Genomic DNA, 16,264 nt, shown 5'->3' with positions numbered 1-16,264 from the left:
ATCTATTTTTCAGCTATTTTGATTTCGCTTTGGATGGTTCTCGGTGATACATTTATTTTAGCAGCAGTATCTTCAGCGAAAGACGACATTTTGTCGTTTTTCGGTATTGCTATTTTTTCCTCTATAAATATATTTTGCCTCAATATTGACACCTATGTCGACAAATACTACAAATCAATAAATAAAATTGTCGACATTGTTAATTATTTTTTATGCTTTTATCAGCTTATTGTACTATTTTTTCGTGTCGACAATTGTTTTGCAAAATGTCGACTCTATGTTTAGTAAAAGCTTTTAAAATGGCTTTAAATCAAGAAATTAATAATGTCGTCAAACAATTGATAACAGTGATAAAAGCATACATACCAAACTTAAATAGTTTAATAAGAGAAAAATGTTAACAGTTTTTATGTGTAAGTATAGGTTAGTTATCATTTTAAACAATTATGTTGCCTTGAAAGGCATAATATCAATAAAAACTGATGTTATCAATGTAATATAGTTTAACAGAAATAATTGATAAAGCCATTTTGACTGCTTCTGCAAAATCGCCACATCTTCTTATTGTGATTGGTGTATATTTTAAAGTTTTAGATATTTTTTTCAGCAGTTTCTTGTTTTCCATTATCTGTATTTGGAATGTTGCAACTTTTGCAACATTCCACTTCCGAAATTTTTCCAGTATATTGATTGCATATTAGGATTATCTGTTTTCCGGTGACGAAATAATTTCGCTACTGGTATTTTAAACCGCTTTTATTTGCATTCTAAGGCGGGTCTAATTCTTTAAAGGTATAAATTATAATATCCTGCTTATTAAAAGGTTTTACAGACAAATTTAAGTCTTTGTTGGCAATTATTGTGTTATAATTGTGCAGATTCCGCACAATTATCTTCCGATATCTGTATTTGGAAAAGTATCAATTTGATACTTTTCCATTTCCGAAAATTTTCCAGAATATTGGTTTTGATGTGTCTTAAGTGGATAGGACACCGTGTCCGATCCACCTCCTAAATTGTCAGCAAGTTCCTTTCCTACTTTCAATATGTATAATATTTGATGTAGGCTTGCCATTCTTTATATCTTGCAATATCTTTAACGCCTGTTTGTGAATTTCCTTGTCTTTTTCGTTTGCATCGTGTTCTAATTGCCATTTTAAGGCTTTAATCTGTCTATCTAATTTATTCATTCATAACATCTCCATAACTCAATATAATTAATGAAGTCTTATTAATACTCGCCTTTTTGCTATTATCTGCATTTTTCAAGTTGCCAAAGTGGCAACTTGAAATTTCCGAAAATCTTCCAGTATATCGGTTTTAAGAGTATGGGGTATATTGGATCCTCCAGTGATCTTCCAATGTAGCGGTTTTCTGCAAAGTTTCAGGTAAAAAAAGTATGCCTAAGAGAGGAATATAACCAGCTTCGCCGTTTATATTCTCCTATTGTCGCTGCGTGAGTAAGTTTTATATCCATAAAGTAAGCTTAGCCTTTGTTAAAACATCATTACCAGTTGTGATTATGTCGTAGATAAAGCCGGTAAGCCGCTTTATCTCCTCTAAATGCATTATCCGCATAGCATGATAGAGATTGCTTCTGCAGGGATTTTGCGATATAGCTTATGAGATTGCTGTGGTGTATTTTATCATGCCGGATAACTGATGCCTCAAAATTCCGTCTTCTCATATCCAAGCCCGTGAGCCATAGGGCTTTGCCGCTGGTGTAAATGCATGATGTCTACTGCTTATTTATGCAGTTTCAAGAAAATCAAGCAACCTTCCATTGCCATTCTCTTTTATGAAATATCCGGATAGATGCAAAGGAATTAACTTTAGCGGTAGAAAGTTAATCCTTTGATACTCGCAAAAGTGCTTTCTGAAGGCCCGGATATTTCAACCGCAGAGGAAAGAGAATGATGCATAAAGCATTTTGTTTTTATGCTTGTTTTCTTTTTAATCCGATATTATTATATAACAAATATTCAGAAAATTCAATATAAATATTTAAATACCCTATGCTTTGAATTGCACAGGGTATCTTGTTATTTTAATTAGTTTTCCATTTTGAATTTTATAAGTTCTGGCAGTGAAAAATATTCATCTCCACATAATCTATTCAAACATTCCTCATACATCATGTTATAAAGTTGCTTAAAATCACCATCGGATAGTTTACATATCTTATCAAAAAGTTCTTCTAAATTATTTGACTTGTTCATGTTCTATGATGTCATTTCCGCTTATTTTAAATGAATGTATTGTTTCATCCCAAACAACCTTTTCTATGTTTATATTATGGATTTTTGCAAATTCTTTTGCTTTTGCATAAGTATGAACAATTTCTATAATTGTAGATTTAAAATCATCTATCGCATCGTAAAGTTTAATCATGTTTTTTGCTTTAAAAGATTCATCAATTTTTTTTGCTGTCTTGTTATGTTTATCATTTAATTCCTTATTACATGTTTCTATCCAGTTTAGTGCGCCATCGCTGCCTATATATAATTTTGAGATTTCCAGCATTTTTTCTTGCAAATATCTATATGCTTTATCTTCATCCCATTTATGCTTTTCTTCAAAATTTTTTAAGATTTCTTCTAAAGAATCATTAGAATTATTCCAATAGCCATTATTAATTTCTAACGTTTTAACTTCACCTTCTTTTATATAGATGAGTACGAATTAAACGAAAAAAGCTATATATCAACGTTTATGGATACTAAAAAAGTTACTGAAAAAGATACTAAATAAGTTATTGCAAACTTTTTTCGTATTTTTTATGTGGTTCAATTAGGTTATTTAGAGCTTTTTTCGTTTTTACGTACATTATCTATTTATTTAAACTCCAAAGTAATTTTGATCGTCCTTTTGTTGACTGCTTTATGCATTTAATTTTTCCGCTTTCTGATAGTTTTTCTAGCACATATTTTATCTTTTTGCTACTCATATTTCCTTTAAATATACTGCGACTTATTTCTGTTTGGGTTAAAGGCCCTAATGCTAATGCCTTTATAATCTTAGCTTTTATATAATTGTATTCTTTTGATTGGCTATCTAAATTGAACAAATATTTAATTGAATTAACGTTTCTTTCCCAAATTGCCAAAGCAGCTTTCAAATGTTCATACCGAATTTTTTCTGTTTTATCTAGTAATGCATAAATAACACATAATTTTAAAATATATGGCTCAGCTCTCGAAGTTAAGCCGGCGAGTATTGGATCTTTTATTTCCTCTGGTATTGTATGATATATATTGCTCCAAAGATCTTTAATGCTATCAGCTATTTCAAATCTTACGATTTTCAATTCAGTAAGCCAATTTATAACATCTTTCAATTTTAAAACTGTATTATTATATATACTATCTGGCACTGGCGGTATACACGGCTCAACTTTATAACGTCTTACACATGTAAAAAGGAATCTATTCAGAAAACCGTTATAGAAATATAAATTTTTCGTGAGATTTTTAAGTTCTTGAGGTGTTATGTCAGCAATTAAACCAATATGTGGATGGCTTGATCTCATGGAACGTTTTTTGTCTTTAACATTGATTTCTAGTGGACTGCTGTCAAATCCTTGCATTATGATTTGGCTTAGAATATTTCCATCTCTTCCAGCGACTTTTAAGATGCTGCTAAATTCGTCTTCTCTAATTAAGAGTCTCTGGTCCAAGTTATCTTCATATTCCTTTGTATCAGGATTGTATAATTTGTCAGAAATTCTAGCTATGATTCCTTCGCCGCTGCTAAAACCGCTTTTGATATGATCATTTATAAAACTTTCATCTAGCCTATTAAAAAGTTCTTTTACGATTTTCCATCCAGTACCTTTTCTTGCACCAGTATCACCTACAACAAGATTAAAAATATTACTATAAATCTTCTCAGTGCCGTTTTGTATATATGCTTTTTTAGATACATAAACGCTTATAGTGGTTATAAGGTCTAATAGAATGCCAGCAGGATCCGCTTCTGTATAAGGCATAATTGCTTTAACAAATTCACCAGCGATGCCATAATAGGCATCGTTAGATAGATCACCAAGCCATGGTTTTGCTTCATTTTCTGGCACTGTTTCAAATATTATGTTTTCATCTTGTTTTTCAAATGGCAATATATTATTAATGCTATTAGCATTATTAATTTCAATCATTTTATTACCTCCTGAAAATGATATATAAAACTTTTAATACGAACACATGTATTCTTGACAAATGAATTAGTTAATCCTATGATATATGCAAGATATGCATATTAAAATTATTTTTGAAAGGGGCAAGTAAAGGGGATTACCTGCCACCTTATATTTCTTCGTTTTTGAGATTTTTTTGTTCCATAAGTTCGAATGAATCATTGATGCTTTTAAAAATTTCTACTTGTAATTCAAGTATTACATCAATGATTTCATTCATTTCATCTATGTTTTCATTGATTTCAGCTATAGATGTATTTATTAAGTCCATAATTTGATAATAATAATTTAAGTCTTTTTTATTATTTAACATTTTTGAATATACTCTGCATTTTATCATAAGCAATCCTGTCAATAAGTCATAATCTTCTGCTGAAATTTTATTATTAGCCATTTTTATTTCACCACCTTTCTCCAGCCGCCATCAAAAGCTTGTCCACCTTTTTTGATCCATTCTTCTATCTCGTCAGAGTCGAAACGAATTAGTCTGCCAATTCTCACGTATGGTATGATATTTTCTCTAGTCAAACGATATACGGCATCGATATTAATATTTAGCAGTTCAGCAACGTCTCCAGCTAATAATAATTTTTTCATAAATTATCAACTCCTTTCGAATTTTATAAAATTTAAATTACATTATTTATTATATATCAAGATTTTTGTATTTTCAATGAAAAAAATGGACCGTATATTTTTGTGTTAGTTTTTGTTAATTCAATATATAGTATTTCAGAATAAAATTGATTCTAGATGTTGAATTTATTTTATCCATATAAAATTTAAAACAGGTTATATATGTTTACATATTAAATCGATAGTAGAATATTATTTAATTTTAATCCAAAATAATTGAATTTTATTATAAAATATTATACAATATAAACATAAGAGATAAAATAATTTTAATTTTAAAGCTTTGGAAGGGATTGCAATTAAATGAATAATCAAGATGATGCAAAAAAATTTTTTAGTACAAACGAGGAAGAAAAATATAAAACTTTAGGGAAAAGAATCAAATTTTTAAGAATAGAAAAAGGATTAACTCAAGCTGATCTCGCACAAATTTTATTTTCTACTAAAACTACAATTTCAAACTACGAAACAGGGTATTCAACACCAGATTTGGATACATTATTGAAAATTGCTGATTACTTTAATGTTACGATGGATTATTTATTAGGACGAGTCGACAAAAGAGCTCCAAATAAATATGGATTTGTTTCTGATGAAATGATCATAGTACCAATTTTAAGAAAAGTAAATAGTAAAGAAAATTTATTTACTCCTGGGAATATTGAGGGATATGAATTTGTAAATAAAAGATTACTTGATGAGAATGCAGAATATTTTTATTATCATGTAACTGATGACAGTATAAATAAAATTATAAAGCAAGACAGTTTAGTACTTTTCAAAAAATCAAGTGAAGTCAAAAATGGTCAACTTATTTTGTATATTGATAAAGATAAACCTTTATTGAGATATTACTATTATAAAGAAAAAAAGGCAATTCTCGAATCAGCAAGCTATAGTTCAGAGCATTCATCATTATATTTTATGAGTTCTGAAGTACAAAAAGAAAATGTTATTGGAATTGCTGAATTTGCAATGATTGATTTAAGAATATATTAATTTTAGTTTTACGAAGGATTTATCTTCCTTTTACGATTTGTAAAAATGTTTTTAATTAGGAGGAGGATTTTATTATGGCAAGACAAAAAGGGAAAAGAGGTCAAATAATTGATAAGGGAAATGGTACTTATTTGGTTAGGGTTTGCATAGGTGTAAATGACAAAGGAGTACCACAATACCATAATAAGACTATACATGGGAAAAAAGGAGATGCGCAAAAATATTTAACGCAAAAATTGAGAGAGTTAGACACTGGAGAATTTATAAAGGAAAATAAAATATTACTTAAAGATTATCTTGATAAATGGATTGAGATAAAAAAGCCTTCAATAGCTTTAAAAACGTATGACAGTTATCAAAAAGTAATAAGGATATACATCAAGCCCTATATTGGAGATTATCCAATATCAAAATTAACACCTATGATTATTCAAGACATGTACAATAAAATGACCGAAAATGGGTTAGGATCACGTATAGTAATTTATGCCCATACGGTTTTGAGACAGGCTCTAGATCAAGCGATTAAATGGCAAATGTTAAACCGCAATCCATGCGATGGATTAACTTTGCCAAAGCGTACACAAAAAGAAATGAAAGTATTGACACAAGAACAAGCTAAAAAGTTTTTGGAAGCATGTGTTTATAATCGCTTTGGAGTGCTATTTGAATTATTGCTTATAACTGGTATGCGACCAAGTGAAGCATTAGGGCTTAGATGGGGAGACATAGATTGGGAAAATAATAAGATTATACTCCAAAGTACATTATCCCGAGTAGGAAAGATATGGGAATTAAAAGAACCAAAGACAAAACACGGTAGAAGAACGATCCCATTACCGCCTGAAATTATGAAAGACCTTAAAGAATATAGGAAAAACCAGTTAAAAGAAAAGCTTATGGCAAAAGAAACTTTAAATTATGAAAAAGACAAAAATAAATTTAAACCTGAAGAATGGGAAGAAAAATTAAATGATCCACAAGTATACATTGATTATGGATTAGTATTTGCAACAGATACAGGGAAACCGCTTGACCTTACAAATATCAATCACAGATATTTTAAACCACTTTTAAAGGAAGCGGGATTGCCAGATATACGACTTTATGATCTAAGGCATACATGTGCAACTTTCTTATTTGCTAAAAATGTAAATCCTAAAATAGTAAGTGAAAGATTAGGACATTCTAACATTGGAATAACATTAGATATTTATTCACACGTATTGCCAGATATGCAAGAAGAAGCAACCAAAAAATTAAAAGATATATTGTTTTAAGCATATCAGTTAAGGAACAGAAATAAAAGGGGTATTCGTCTTTTAATGGATACCCCTTATTTTTGCATTAGTACCTTTTACACTCTTATTTTTAAGCACTTTTTAAGCACTTTTTTTATTTTGAAATCCTGAAATCCAGAGCTGGCAAAGGGACTTGAACCCTTGACCTGTTGATTACGAATCAACTGCTCTACCGACTGAGCTATGCCAGCGCTACACTTATATAATATAGCATGAAAATAAATTTTTATCAAGTACAAATTTTGATTTATTTTTGCCACATAAAATTAACAAATTGTTCAATTATTTGATAAAATTATTATATATAATTAATATAAAATCAATATTATATATATTTTAGATGAAAGGAAGGTTATTGGAATGAAAAGAAAATACATAGCCATCATCGTAATTTTAATTATTATTGCAGGTACAACTTATTATTTTATAAGAAAAAGGTCTACACCGACAGTATCAAGAACTCCATATGTGGAAGTGACAAAAGGTAATATATCCATGACTGTTGATGGAACTGGAAATCTTGATACAGATAAAAGAGTAATAACTCTTAAAGGAAGTGGCACAGTTAAGAAGGTTTATCATAAAGTAGGAGATAAGGTAAAGGCTGGTGAGCTATTGTATCAAATTGAAGATGATAATTTAAATACACAGCTTAAAGATGCATTGATAAATGTAGAGCTTGCGCAGCAACAGCTTGATAACGATATGAAATCGTACAATGATACCATATCAAAGCAGAAAATAGTATCTCAGTATTCAGGTATTGTAGATAGTATAAGCGTCAAAGTAGGGCAAGATGTAAGTTCAGGCGCAACAATAGCTACAGTAATTGATTATTCAACAGCTACTGTCAAAGTACCATTCAATGGTTCTCAGATAAAAAACATAAAGACAGGGCAAAGTGCCGACGTGTATTTGTATAGTTCTTATGTAACGGTAAAAGGGACTGTGACGGATGTATCAACGGAGGCCGTACCTGTAAATGGAGCATCGTATTATTATGTTACAGTAAGCTTGTCAAATCCTGGTGCGTTGACTGACGGCACGACTGCACAGGTGACAGTACATACAAACAGCGGTGATATGAGAGCCATAGAGAATGGCACACTTAGTGTTAAGGATACTAATACCATTACATCACAAATACAAGGTACAGTTGCTAGTATAAATGTGAAAGAAGGTCAGAAGATAAGCGCGGGGACATTGATTGCTACATTAACTACAACAGTTGATGACACCACAATTAAAAAAGATCAGTTAAATTTGCAACAAGCTCAAAACAGCTATAATAATATTCAAAGTCAGATAAGCGATTTGAGTATTTATGCGCCAATTGATGGTACTATTATATCACAGAATATAAATGAAGGAGATGAACTTTCAGGCTCTAGTTCTTCTAATACTTCAACTAGCAGTATAAGTTCCAGCAGCAGTTCCAGCTCAAGTAGCGGCAGCAGTACATCTGTCAGCAATCTTTCGTCAGTTTACGATCAGTCAGAGACAGCGATTATAGTAAATAATAACAGCTATTCGGTAGATGTGCCTATAGATGAAACAGATATAAGCAAGATAAAAATAGGGCAGAAAGCAACGCTTACGACAGATGATTTACAAGGAGAGACATTTGAAGGAACTGTGATAGAAATATCATCAGTACCGACAATACAAAACAATGTAGCATCGTATGATGTAACTGTATCACTGCCGTATACAGATAAACTTAAACTTGGTCAGACTATGAACGTATCAATTATCGTATCGGAGAAAAATAACACACTGATGCTTCCTATTGAAGCAGTCCAAACAAATGGAAATAGTAAATATGTAGTCTTATATGATGAAAATAGTTCAAAGAATAGCGACAGTAAGACAAAAAATATAAAACAAGTTACAACTGGAATTTATAATGACAAATATATAGAGATTTTAAGCGGATTAAGCGAAGGGGACAAAGTCTTAATATCCAGCAGTGGTACATCCAACAGTACAAGTACAAATAGTAGAAATAATCAAAGGAGCGGCTTTGGAGCCATTGGCGGCGGCGGGATGCCTCCAATGAAGTGAGCTATAAGGAGGTTATACGCCATGGCAGAGAATAGAAAAGAAAATAGAAACGTGATCACAATAAAAAACCTTTCAAAAATATACAAGATGGGAGACAACATAGTAAAAGCCCTTGACAACATAAACTTAACCGTCGATGAAGGAGAATTTGTATCAATTGTTGGACCATCAGGCTCAGGAAAATCAACACTGATGAACATAATAGGGTGCCTCGATGTCATGACAGAAGGAGAATACTATCTAAACGGAAACGACACGAGGAAGCTTAATGAAAACAAACTAGCCGAATTAAGGTCCAACGAAATAGGGTTCATATTCCAAAGCTTCAACCTGCTTCAAAAACTGTCAGCACTAGAAAATGTAGAACTTCCCATGATATATAAAGGCATACCAGCAAAAGAAAGATACAATAGAGCAGTAGAGTTATTGACAATGGTAGGTCTGGAAAAAAGAATACACCATAGACCTACAGAGCTATCAGGAGGACAGCAGCAGAGAGTAGCAATAGCAAGAGCCTTAGCCAACAATCCACACCTAATATTAGCAGACGAACCAACAGGAAACCTGGATTCTCAAAGCGGGAAAGAAGTCATGAAAATAATAAAAGAACTAAACGAAAGAGGAAACACCATAATACTAATAACACACGACATAAACGTAGCAAATCAAGCAAAGAGAACTGTAAAAATCATGGACGGCAAAATATATGAATAAAAGGAAGTGTGTAAAATGGCATTAATGCAAGCAATAAAAATGTCCTTAAAAAGCATAATAGACAACAAACTAAGATCATTTCTGACAATGCTGGGAATAGTAATAGGCGTAATGTCAGTAATAGGACTAGTAAGCTTAGGACAAGGAGCAACAGAAGGAGTAACATCCCAGATAAAAAACATGGGATCAAACCTGATAATGGTATCAATAATGGGCAGGGGCATGGACACATCCCTGTCCTATAACCAAGCCATGTCAATAGGAGACTCGCCGTATATATCGAAAATATCACCCATAATGAGCGCAAACGCATATGCCAAGTACGGAAACCAATCATATGAAGAAAGCATAAACGGAGTAAACGAAAACTACATATCACTGAGAAATCTAAAACTTGCAGAAGGAAGATTCATACTATCAATAGACAACGACACGAGACAGAAAGTAGCCGTAATAGGAAGCAATGTAGCCAGTGATCTATTTGGATTCACAGACCCACTGGGCAAGACAATCCAGCTGGACGGAAACAATTTTACAGTAGTAGGAGTATTAGCATCAGGCGGTTCGTCAATATCAAACTCGTACGACGACTCAATATTCATACCAATAAAGACAATGTTCGTATTTCAGAGAAACAGAGGAATAACGCAGATATACCTAAGTGCAACTGAAGAACAGTATGTAAACATAGCACAGTATCACGTAGAAAACATGCTTAACACCATATTCAAAGGAGACACAAACGCATATAGAATAATGAATCAATCAGACCTACTATCAACAGTAAATAGCGTTAGCAACACCCTATCAATGATGCTGGGAGGAATAGCAGGCATAGCTTTAATAGTTGGTGGCATAGGCATAATGAACATAATGCTGGTATCAGTAACAGAAAGGACGAGAGAGATAGGCATAAGAAAGGCATTAGGAGCAAAGAAAAAAGACATACTGCTGCAGTTTATGATAGAATCACTGACGATAAGCGGAGCCGGAGGAATAGTAGGAGTGATTTTTGGGTTTATAGCATCGTACCTGATGGGTCACTTCATGAACATGACAGTAAACCCATCAATAAACACGATAATAATATCATTTTCGTTTTCCCTCTTAATAGGGCTGTTCTTTGGAATGTATCCTGCCAACAAGGCAGCAGGACTAAAGCCAATTGAAGCTTTACACTATGAGTAAAAATTAAAGTTTATTAATATTTTTAACTAATTAATATTGTCTCTTTATTGACTTTTACTTTTTGTAATATCATAATAAATTATAGGTAGTGAAAATTATAATAAATGCCAATTAAGGGGGTTTTTATATGAAATCTAATTTTACATACTTTATGCCGACAGAAATTATTTTTGGTCCTGGTACTCTTGAAAAGTTAGCTACAGTCCGATTGCCTGGGAAGAAAGCTCTCCTGGTGATTGGAAGCGGAAATTCCATGAGAAAGCATGGGTATTTAGATAGAGTAGCAAGTTATTTGAAACAAAACAATGTTGATTATGTAGTGTATGATAAGATATTGCCAAATCCTATAGCCGATCATGTTGCAGAAGGTGCAAAATTGGCAAAGGAGAATGAATGTGATTTTGTCATAGGATTAGGTGGTGGCAGCACCATAGACTCATCAAAAGCTATAGCTGTCATGGCTAAGAATCCTGGTGACTATTGGGACTATGTATCCGGCGGAAGCGGAAAAGGTATGGAAGTGAAAAACGGGGCATTGCCTATAGTTGCTATACCGACAACTGCAGGTACAGGTACAGAATCTGATCCATGGGCCGTTGTGACGAAGACAGAGACAAATGAAAAGATTGGTTTTGGGTGCAAATATACATATCCAACACTTTCAATAGTTGACCCTGAATTAATGGTATCAATTCCGCCAAAGTTTACTGCGTATCAAGGGATGGATGCATTTTTCCATTCGGTTGAAGGATACCTTGCTGTTGTCAACCAACCTGCCAGCGATGTTTTAGCACTTCAATCTATAAGTCTTATTACAGAGAATCTTCCAAAGGCTGTTGAGAATGGAAACAATATTGAGGCTCGTACAGCACTGGCATGGGCAAGTACGGCAGCGGGAATAGTAGAATCATTATCTTCATGTATTTCGCATCATTCAATGGAACATGCTGTAAGTGCATATCACCCTGATATACCCCATGGAGCTGGTCTTATAATGCTGTCTGTGTCATACTTTAGCTTTATGGCTTCGAAAGTTCCTGATAGATTTGTAGACATTGCTAAAGCTATGGGCGAAGAGATAAATGGTGCTACTAAGCAAGAGCAAGCTATGTCTTTTATAAAAGGTCTCAAAAAATTAATTAAGAATATAGGCATGGAAGATTTGAGTTTATCAGCTTTTGGAGTTAAAGAAGATGAAGTAGAAAAGCTATCTAGAAATGCTATGGATACAATGGGAGGATTATTTCAGGTTGACCCGTATAAGCTGTCATTAGAAGAGGTAATGTCCATATACAAAAACTGCTTTTAATAAATATAACATAGTAAAAAAAGGCTGCTTTTTGCAGCTCTTCTCCTAATCATAGCTGACATAAAAAATTCTGTTAAGTAAGGATTTTTTAAGCTTACTATACTTGACAATTGCTAATATTTATTATAAAATAAAAAAGTCGTTGTTGAAGGCTTAGTTAAATAATTGTGGAGGGATACCCAAGTGGCTAAAGGGGGCAGACTGTAAATCTGTTGGCATTTGCCTTCGCTGGTTCGAATCCATCTCCCTCCACCAAATGTGACCCATTAGCTCAGTCGGCAGAGCACCTGCCTTTTAAGCAGGGTGTCCCGCGTTCGAATCGCGGATGGGTCACCATTTTTATATTCTGAAAATAATATTGACAAAAAAAGGAGCTCATTTAGCTCCTTTTAATGTACCATAAAAACCCTTTTTACGATATAATTTATATATAATTAAGTTTGAGAGGAGTTTTAATATGTTAATGAGAAAATTGACGGAAGGTGAAGAAAGGCTATTAAAAAAATTTGTGACGAATTTATACGGCCCGGTTTATTTTATACATTCACTGCCAGAGTTTATAATCCCTCCCATCAATTCTAAAGTAAGCAGGAAGGATACTAGCTGGAGGTTAAATATATTAGAGTCTCTAACATCAGGCGATCTTGATATAAATGATTTTCTTACAACTTCTGAAATTCCGATGGATGTGGCGATACAGAAAGCCAAGGCTTTTCATGAAAAGTGGGTAGAAAAGTTTGGACATTCTTCTATAGCAGAACAGAATTTGATGCATTTGTGCATAGAGGATACTTCTAGATACTTATCTGGTGACATTGAACTGATGAATAAAAGGCCTTCGTTTATTGAATGGAGCCAAAGATATCAAAGACCAACCAGAGACAGGTTTATGATTCCTCCAGAACTTGATGATTATCCGGATTTAAAGGAAAAGTTTATAAAAGTCTGGAATATTTCTTTTGATGCATATGAAGCACTTGTAGCTGAACTTACAGAATTTTTGAAGTCAACTGTCGAGAGGAATGAGCATGAAAGTGACAAAGCCTACATAAATAGAATAAGCAAAATAGCTTTTGAAGATGCTCGATATGCACTCTTGTTGTCTGCTAAAACCAGCTTTGCTGTCGCGTTAAATGCTCTTGACTTACAAGATATAATAAGAAAACTGCAATCTCATGGCACGAAAGAAGCGGAAATATTAGCAGAGAATATCATAAATGAAGCAGAAAAAATAGCACCAAGCATGATGAGACATTTAAGCCCGTCAAAATATCAATTGGCTGTTAATAAAGATATGGAGAAAATAGCTAAGGGCTATAATTTTAACGATAATTCAGAAACATCAGATGTTAAGCTGATTGATTATACAGGTAAGAACGGCGAAATGACATTTCTTGATATACTATCAATGCATATTCTCTTTTCATACACTGGAAAACCTATTGATGGAATAATAAAAACGGTTAAAGCTCTTAGCAGAGAAGAAAAGGCTTATATAGTAGAATCTGCAGCATCAAAGATGGATCAGTTTGATCATCTGATAGAACCTTTTAGAGCTGTAAGGTATAAATTTCAGTTAAAAGTAAGTGAAGCGGCATGGCATCAATTGCTTAGGCACAGAATGATTAATTTCAATGCTTATAAGCCTACAGTTGAAAATGGATATACTGTACCGTCCAATGTCGAAAAAGCTGGATGTGTTGATGTATTAAAAAAGGCAATTGATGAATCTGAAAAATTGTACATGGAGTTGTCTGAAAAATTACCTAATGTATGTCCTTATGTCGTTACAAATGCGCATAGAAGGATTGTATTGATGGATACAGATCTGTGGGCATTTGACCATTTTGCTAATTTAAGATGTACACCGGAAGCCCAGTGGGATATAAGAAATATTTCATATAAAATGCTTGATATCATTAAAGAAAAAACACCTGAAGTATCAAAGTTTTTAGCCAGAAGGAAACAATCGTAAGGTGGTGATGATATGGAGACAAAGTATAAAGCTATAAGTTTACCTCAACTTAATAATCTTAAGCCTTCCTTGGAGTCTACCGCATTGAAGCTTATGGAAGAAGCGGGGGAGTTAGCACAGGCAATAGGAAAATTCAGGGGATTAAATGGAGAAAATATAACGATGTCTAATAAAGATGTGGCAGAGAAAATCTCAGAAGAACTTCTAGATGTTGCACAAGTAGCTGTGTCTATGATGTTTGTCTTGGAGGATCAATATAGTATAAATATTGATGAAAAATTGAATGAGCATATCGAGAAATTGAAGAGAAAAGGATATATCAAATGAGAATTTAAAAATATATGGCGTTGCCGTATATTTTTTTTTCATATGCGCATATTAAATTTGAAACTTATGAAAGGAGGAATTGAATTGCCACAGATAACAAGCAAAGAATTGATGTATCTAGATGATGTGCTTTCGCTTCAAGATCATATGGTAAAGTGTTTGAACGATGGTGCGACGAGGCTTAAGGATCAGCAACTAAAAGCACTTTGCCAGAATTTAGCTAGTAGATGTCAAAATAATTTTAACTCTATCATGAAAAACTTAGAATAAGGAGGTGTACATATGATAAGTAATACAGGTATAACAGATAAAGACATTATGATGGGAGTGCTGGGCGATTACAAACTTGCTATCGATGTACTTTCACATGCAGCAACTGAGGCCGCCAATGAAAGTCTTAAAAAGGATTTTATTAATGCTTTAAATTCAACATTTGAAGAGCAAAAGCAAGTATGGAATGCTATTAATCAAAGAGGTTGGTACTCAGTAAAGCCGGCACAAATGCAAGAAATACAGGAGACGAAAAATAAATTTAGACAACCAGCCGGCGTTATGTAAAATCAAAAAAATATGGTACAATAATGGAAGTAGTATTGAACTACTTCCATTATTGTATTGTGATAGGAGTGATTATTGTATGTACGATCTGATCATACTGGGTGGTGGGCCAGCAGGACTTGCTGCAGGACTCTATGCATGCAGATCTAAGTTAGATACTGTTATGATAGAGCAGATGTATGTAGGAGGCCAAATTGTAACAACATATGAGATAGAGAACTATCCAGGCTTCGACGGAATCAGCGGTCCTGACCTAATAAATAAAATGGAAGCGCAGGCAAAAAGATATGGACTGCAGATTTACAATGAAGAGGTTGTAGGCCTTGATATAACAGGCAAAGTAAAAAAGGTAACCACAAATAAAAAGACATATGAGGCAAAAGCAATAATACTGGCCACAGGAGCAACACCTAAAGAATTAGGCTTTGATAAAGAGAGAAAATTCAGAGGCTCTGGTGTTTCATATTGTGCTACTTGCGACGGTGCCTTTTATAAAGATCAGGTAGTTGCAGTTGTAGGTGGTGGAGATACTGCCATGGAGGACTCCAATTATTTGACTAAATTTGCAAAAAAGGTTTATGTTATTCATAGAAGAGATAAGCTGAGAGCTTCAAAAACTCTTCAAGATAGAGCATTTGCAAATCCTAAAATAGAATTCATTTGGGATACTGTTGTTAAGGACATACAAGGAGAATACGGTGTTGAAGGACTAATTTTAAAAAATGTCAAGACGAATGAAGAAAGTACTCTAAAGGTTGACGGCGTGTTTATTGCTATAGGTTTAAGCCCGAATTCTGATTTAGTAAAAGGTGTTGTAGATACAGATGAGTATGGTTATATATTAACTGATGAAGACATGAAAACAAATATACCGGGTGTTTTTGCTGCAGGAGATGTCAGAAAAAAGACATTGAGGCAGGTAGTAACAGCTACTGCAGATGGTGCTATTGCAGCTTATGTGGCAGAAAAATATATAGATAGTTTGGAGTAAAAAAGGC

19 protein-coding genes and 3 tRNA genes are annotated in these 16,264 nt (G+C 33.3%); 13 read left to right on the top strand and 9 right to left on the bottom strand.

The features are described 5' to 3' along the window. Positions 1–2: 2 nt before the first annotated feature. The 8 genes from Q2T46_RS06210 to Q2T46_RS06175 form a co-directional block, all read right to left on the bottom strand. Positions 3–143 (bottom strand): hypothetical protein, encoded by a 141-nt coding sequence (locus Q2T46_RS06210; RefSeq protein ID WP_303263808.1) that lies wholly within the window; start codon positions 141–143, stop codon positions 3–5. 326 nt (positions 144–469) lie between these two features. Further along, a complete protein-coding gene (locus Q2T46_RS06205; RefSeq protein WP_311062367.1) occupies positions 470–625 on the bottom strand; it encodes a hypothetical protein in 156 nt (51 codons plus the stop codon). A gap of 394 nt (positions 626–1,019) precedes the next feature. After that, complete coding sequence (locus Q2T46_RS06200; RefSeq protein ID WP_303263809.1) at positions 1,020–1,190, bottom strand: hypothetical protein; 171 nt, start codon at positions 1,188–1,190, stop codon at positions 1,020–1,022. An 861-nt stretch (positions 1,191–2,051) separates the two neighbouring features. Beyond that, positions 2,052–2,219, bottom strand: a complete 168-nt coding sequence (locus tag Q2T46_RS06195; protein ID WP_311062366.1) for a hypothetical protein — start codon at positions 2,217–2,219, stop codon at positions 2,052–2,054. Then, positions 2,203–2,523, bottom strand: coding sequence for a hypothetical protein (locus tag Q2T46_RS06190; RefSeq protein ID WP_311062365.1), 321 nt, complete (start codon positions 2,521–2,523; stop codon positions 2,203–2,205). The genes Q2T46_RS06195 and Q2T46_RS06190 overlap by 17 nt, the downstream gene beginning before the upstream one ends. 307 nt (positions 2,524–2,830) lie before the next feature. Further along, entirely contained in the window at positions 2,831–4,156 is a 1,326-nt protein-coding gene (locus Q2T46_RS06185) for a DUF3987 domain-containing protein (RefSeq protein ID WP_303263811.1), read from the bottom strand. A 148-nt stretch (positions 4,157–4,304) separates the two neighbouring features. Continuing rightward, positions 4,305–4,589 (bottom strand): hypothetical protein, encoded by a 285-nt coding sequence (locus tag Q2T46_RS06180; RefSeq protein WP_303263812.1) that lies wholly within the window; start codon positions 4,587–4,589, stop codon positions 4,305–4,307. 2 nt (positions 4,590–4,591) lie between these two features. Further along, positions 4,592–4,792 (bottom strand): helix-turn-helix domain-containing protein, encoded by a 201-nt coding sequence (locus Q2T46_RS06175; protein WP_303263813.1) that lies wholly within the window; start codon positions 4,790–4,792, stop codon positions 4,592–4,594. Positions 4,793–5,134: 342 nt separating this feature from the next. Here Q2T46_RS06175 and Q2T46_RS06170 point away from each other — a divergent pair, with 342 nt between their 5' ends. Both Q2T46_RS06170 and Q2T46_RS06165 read left to right on the top strand, forming a co-directional pair. Continuing rightward, a complete protein-coding gene (locus Q2T46_RS06170; protein WP_303263814.1) occupies positions 5,135–5,830 on the top strand; it encodes a helix-turn-helix domain-containing protein in 696 nt (231 codons plus the stop codon). A 74-nt stretch (positions 5,831–5,904) separates the two neighbouring features. Beyond that, complete coding sequence (locus tag Q2T46_RS06165; protein ID WP_303263815.1) at positions 5,905–7,110, top strand: site-specific integrase; 1,206 nt, start codon at positions 5,905–5,907, stop codon at positions 7,108–7,110. A gap of 139 nt (positions 7,111–7,249) precedes the next feature. On the opposite strand, the gene Q2T46_RS06160 is transcribed toward Q2T46_RS06165, so the two are convergent. Beyond that, positions 7,250–7,322, bottom strand: a tRNA-Thr gene (locus Q2T46_RS06160). A gap of 169 nt (positions 7,323–7,491) precedes the next feature. Between Q2T46_RS06160 and Q2T46_RS06155 the strand changes: the two genes are divergently transcribed. The 11 genes from Q2T46_RS06155 to trxB all read left to right on the top strand — a co-directional run bounded on the left by Q2T46_RS06155 (position 7,492) and on the right by trxB (position 16,257). Next, positions 7,492–9,195 carry an HlyD family efflux transporter periplasmic adaptor subunit gene (locus Q2T46_RS06155; RefSeq protein ID WP_303263816.1) on the top strand — a complete coding sequence of 568 codons (1,704 nt, stop codon included), beginning with the start codon at positions 7,492–7,494 and terminating at the stop codon, positions 9,193–9,195. Between the two features lie 21 nt (positions 9,196–9,216). Continuing rightward, positions 9,217–9,909, top strand: coding sequence for an ABC transporter ATP-binding protein (locus Q2T46_RS06150; protein WP_303263817.1), 693 nt, complete (start codon positions 9,217–9,219; stop codon positions 9,907–9,909). A 15-nt stretch (positions 9,910–9,924) separates the two neighbouring features. Further along, positions 9,925–11,097 (top strand): ABC transporter permease, encoded by a 1,173-nt coding sequence (locus Q2T46_RS06145; RefSeq protein ID WP_303263818.1) that lies wholly within the window; start codon positions 9,925–9,927, stop codon positions 11,095–11,097. Positions 11,098–11,224: 127 nt separating this feature from the next. Continuing rightward, on the top strand, positions 11,225–12,406 hold the full coding sequence (locus tag Q2T46_RS06140; protein ID WP_303263819.1) for an iron-containing alcohol dehydrogenase: 1,182 nt from the start codon (positions 11,225–11,227) through the stop codon (positions 12,404–12,406). Between the two features lie 169 nt (positions 12,407–12,575). Then, a tRNA-Tyr gene (locus Q2T46_RS06135) sits at positions 12,576–12,661 on the top strand. A 5-nt stretch (positions 12,662–12,666) separates the two neighbouring features. After that, a tRNA-Lys gene (locus Q2T46_RS06130) sits at positions 12,667–12,742 on the top strand. Between the two features lie 121 nt (positions 12,743–12,863). Continuing rightward, positions 12,864–14,381, top strand: a complete 1,518-nt coding sequence (locus tag Q2T46_RS06125) for an FAD-dependent thymidylate synthase (RefSeq protein ID WP_303263820.1) — start codon at positions 12,864–12,866, stop codon at positions 14,379–14,381. A 12-nt stretch (positions 14,382–14,393) separates the two neighbouring features. Continuing rightward, on the top strand, positions 14,394–14,708 hold the full coding sequence (locus Q2T46_RS06120) for a MazG-like family protein (protein WP_013297018.1): 315 nt from the start codon (positions 14,394–14,396) through the stop codon (positions 14,706–14,708). 84 nt (positions 14,709–14,792) lie between these two features. After that, on the top strand, positions 14,793–14,978 hold the full coding sequence (locus Q2T46_RS06115; protein WP_303263821.1) for a spore coat protein: 186 nt from the start codon (positions 14,793–14,795) through the stop codon (positions 14,976–14,978). A 12-nt stretch (positions 14,979–14,990) separates the two neighbouring features. After that, positions 14,991–15,266 (top strand): spore coat protein, encoded by a 276-nt coding sequence (locus tag Q2T46_RS06110; protein WP_303263822.1) that lies wholly within the window; start codon positions 14,991–14,993, stop codon positions 15,264–15,266. Between the two features lie 79 nt (positions 15,267–15,345). Continuing rightward, positions 15,346–16,257, top strand: coding sequence for a thioredoxin-disulfide reductase (gene trxB, locus Q2T46_RS06105; protein ID WP_303263823.1), 912 nt, complete (start codon positions 15,346–15,348; stop codon positions 16,255–16,257). Positions 16,258–16,264 lie beyond the last annotated feature (7 nt).

The sequence above is a fragment of the Thermoanaerobacterium sp. CMT5567-10 genome, from assembly GCF_030534315.2.
In the GTDB taxonomy this organism is placed as follows: domain Bacteria; phylum Bacillota; class Thermoanaerobacteria; order Thermoanaerobacterales; family Thermoanaerobacteraceae; genus Thermoanaerobacterium.
This window is presented reverse-complemented; position numbering and strand designations above follow the sequence as displayed.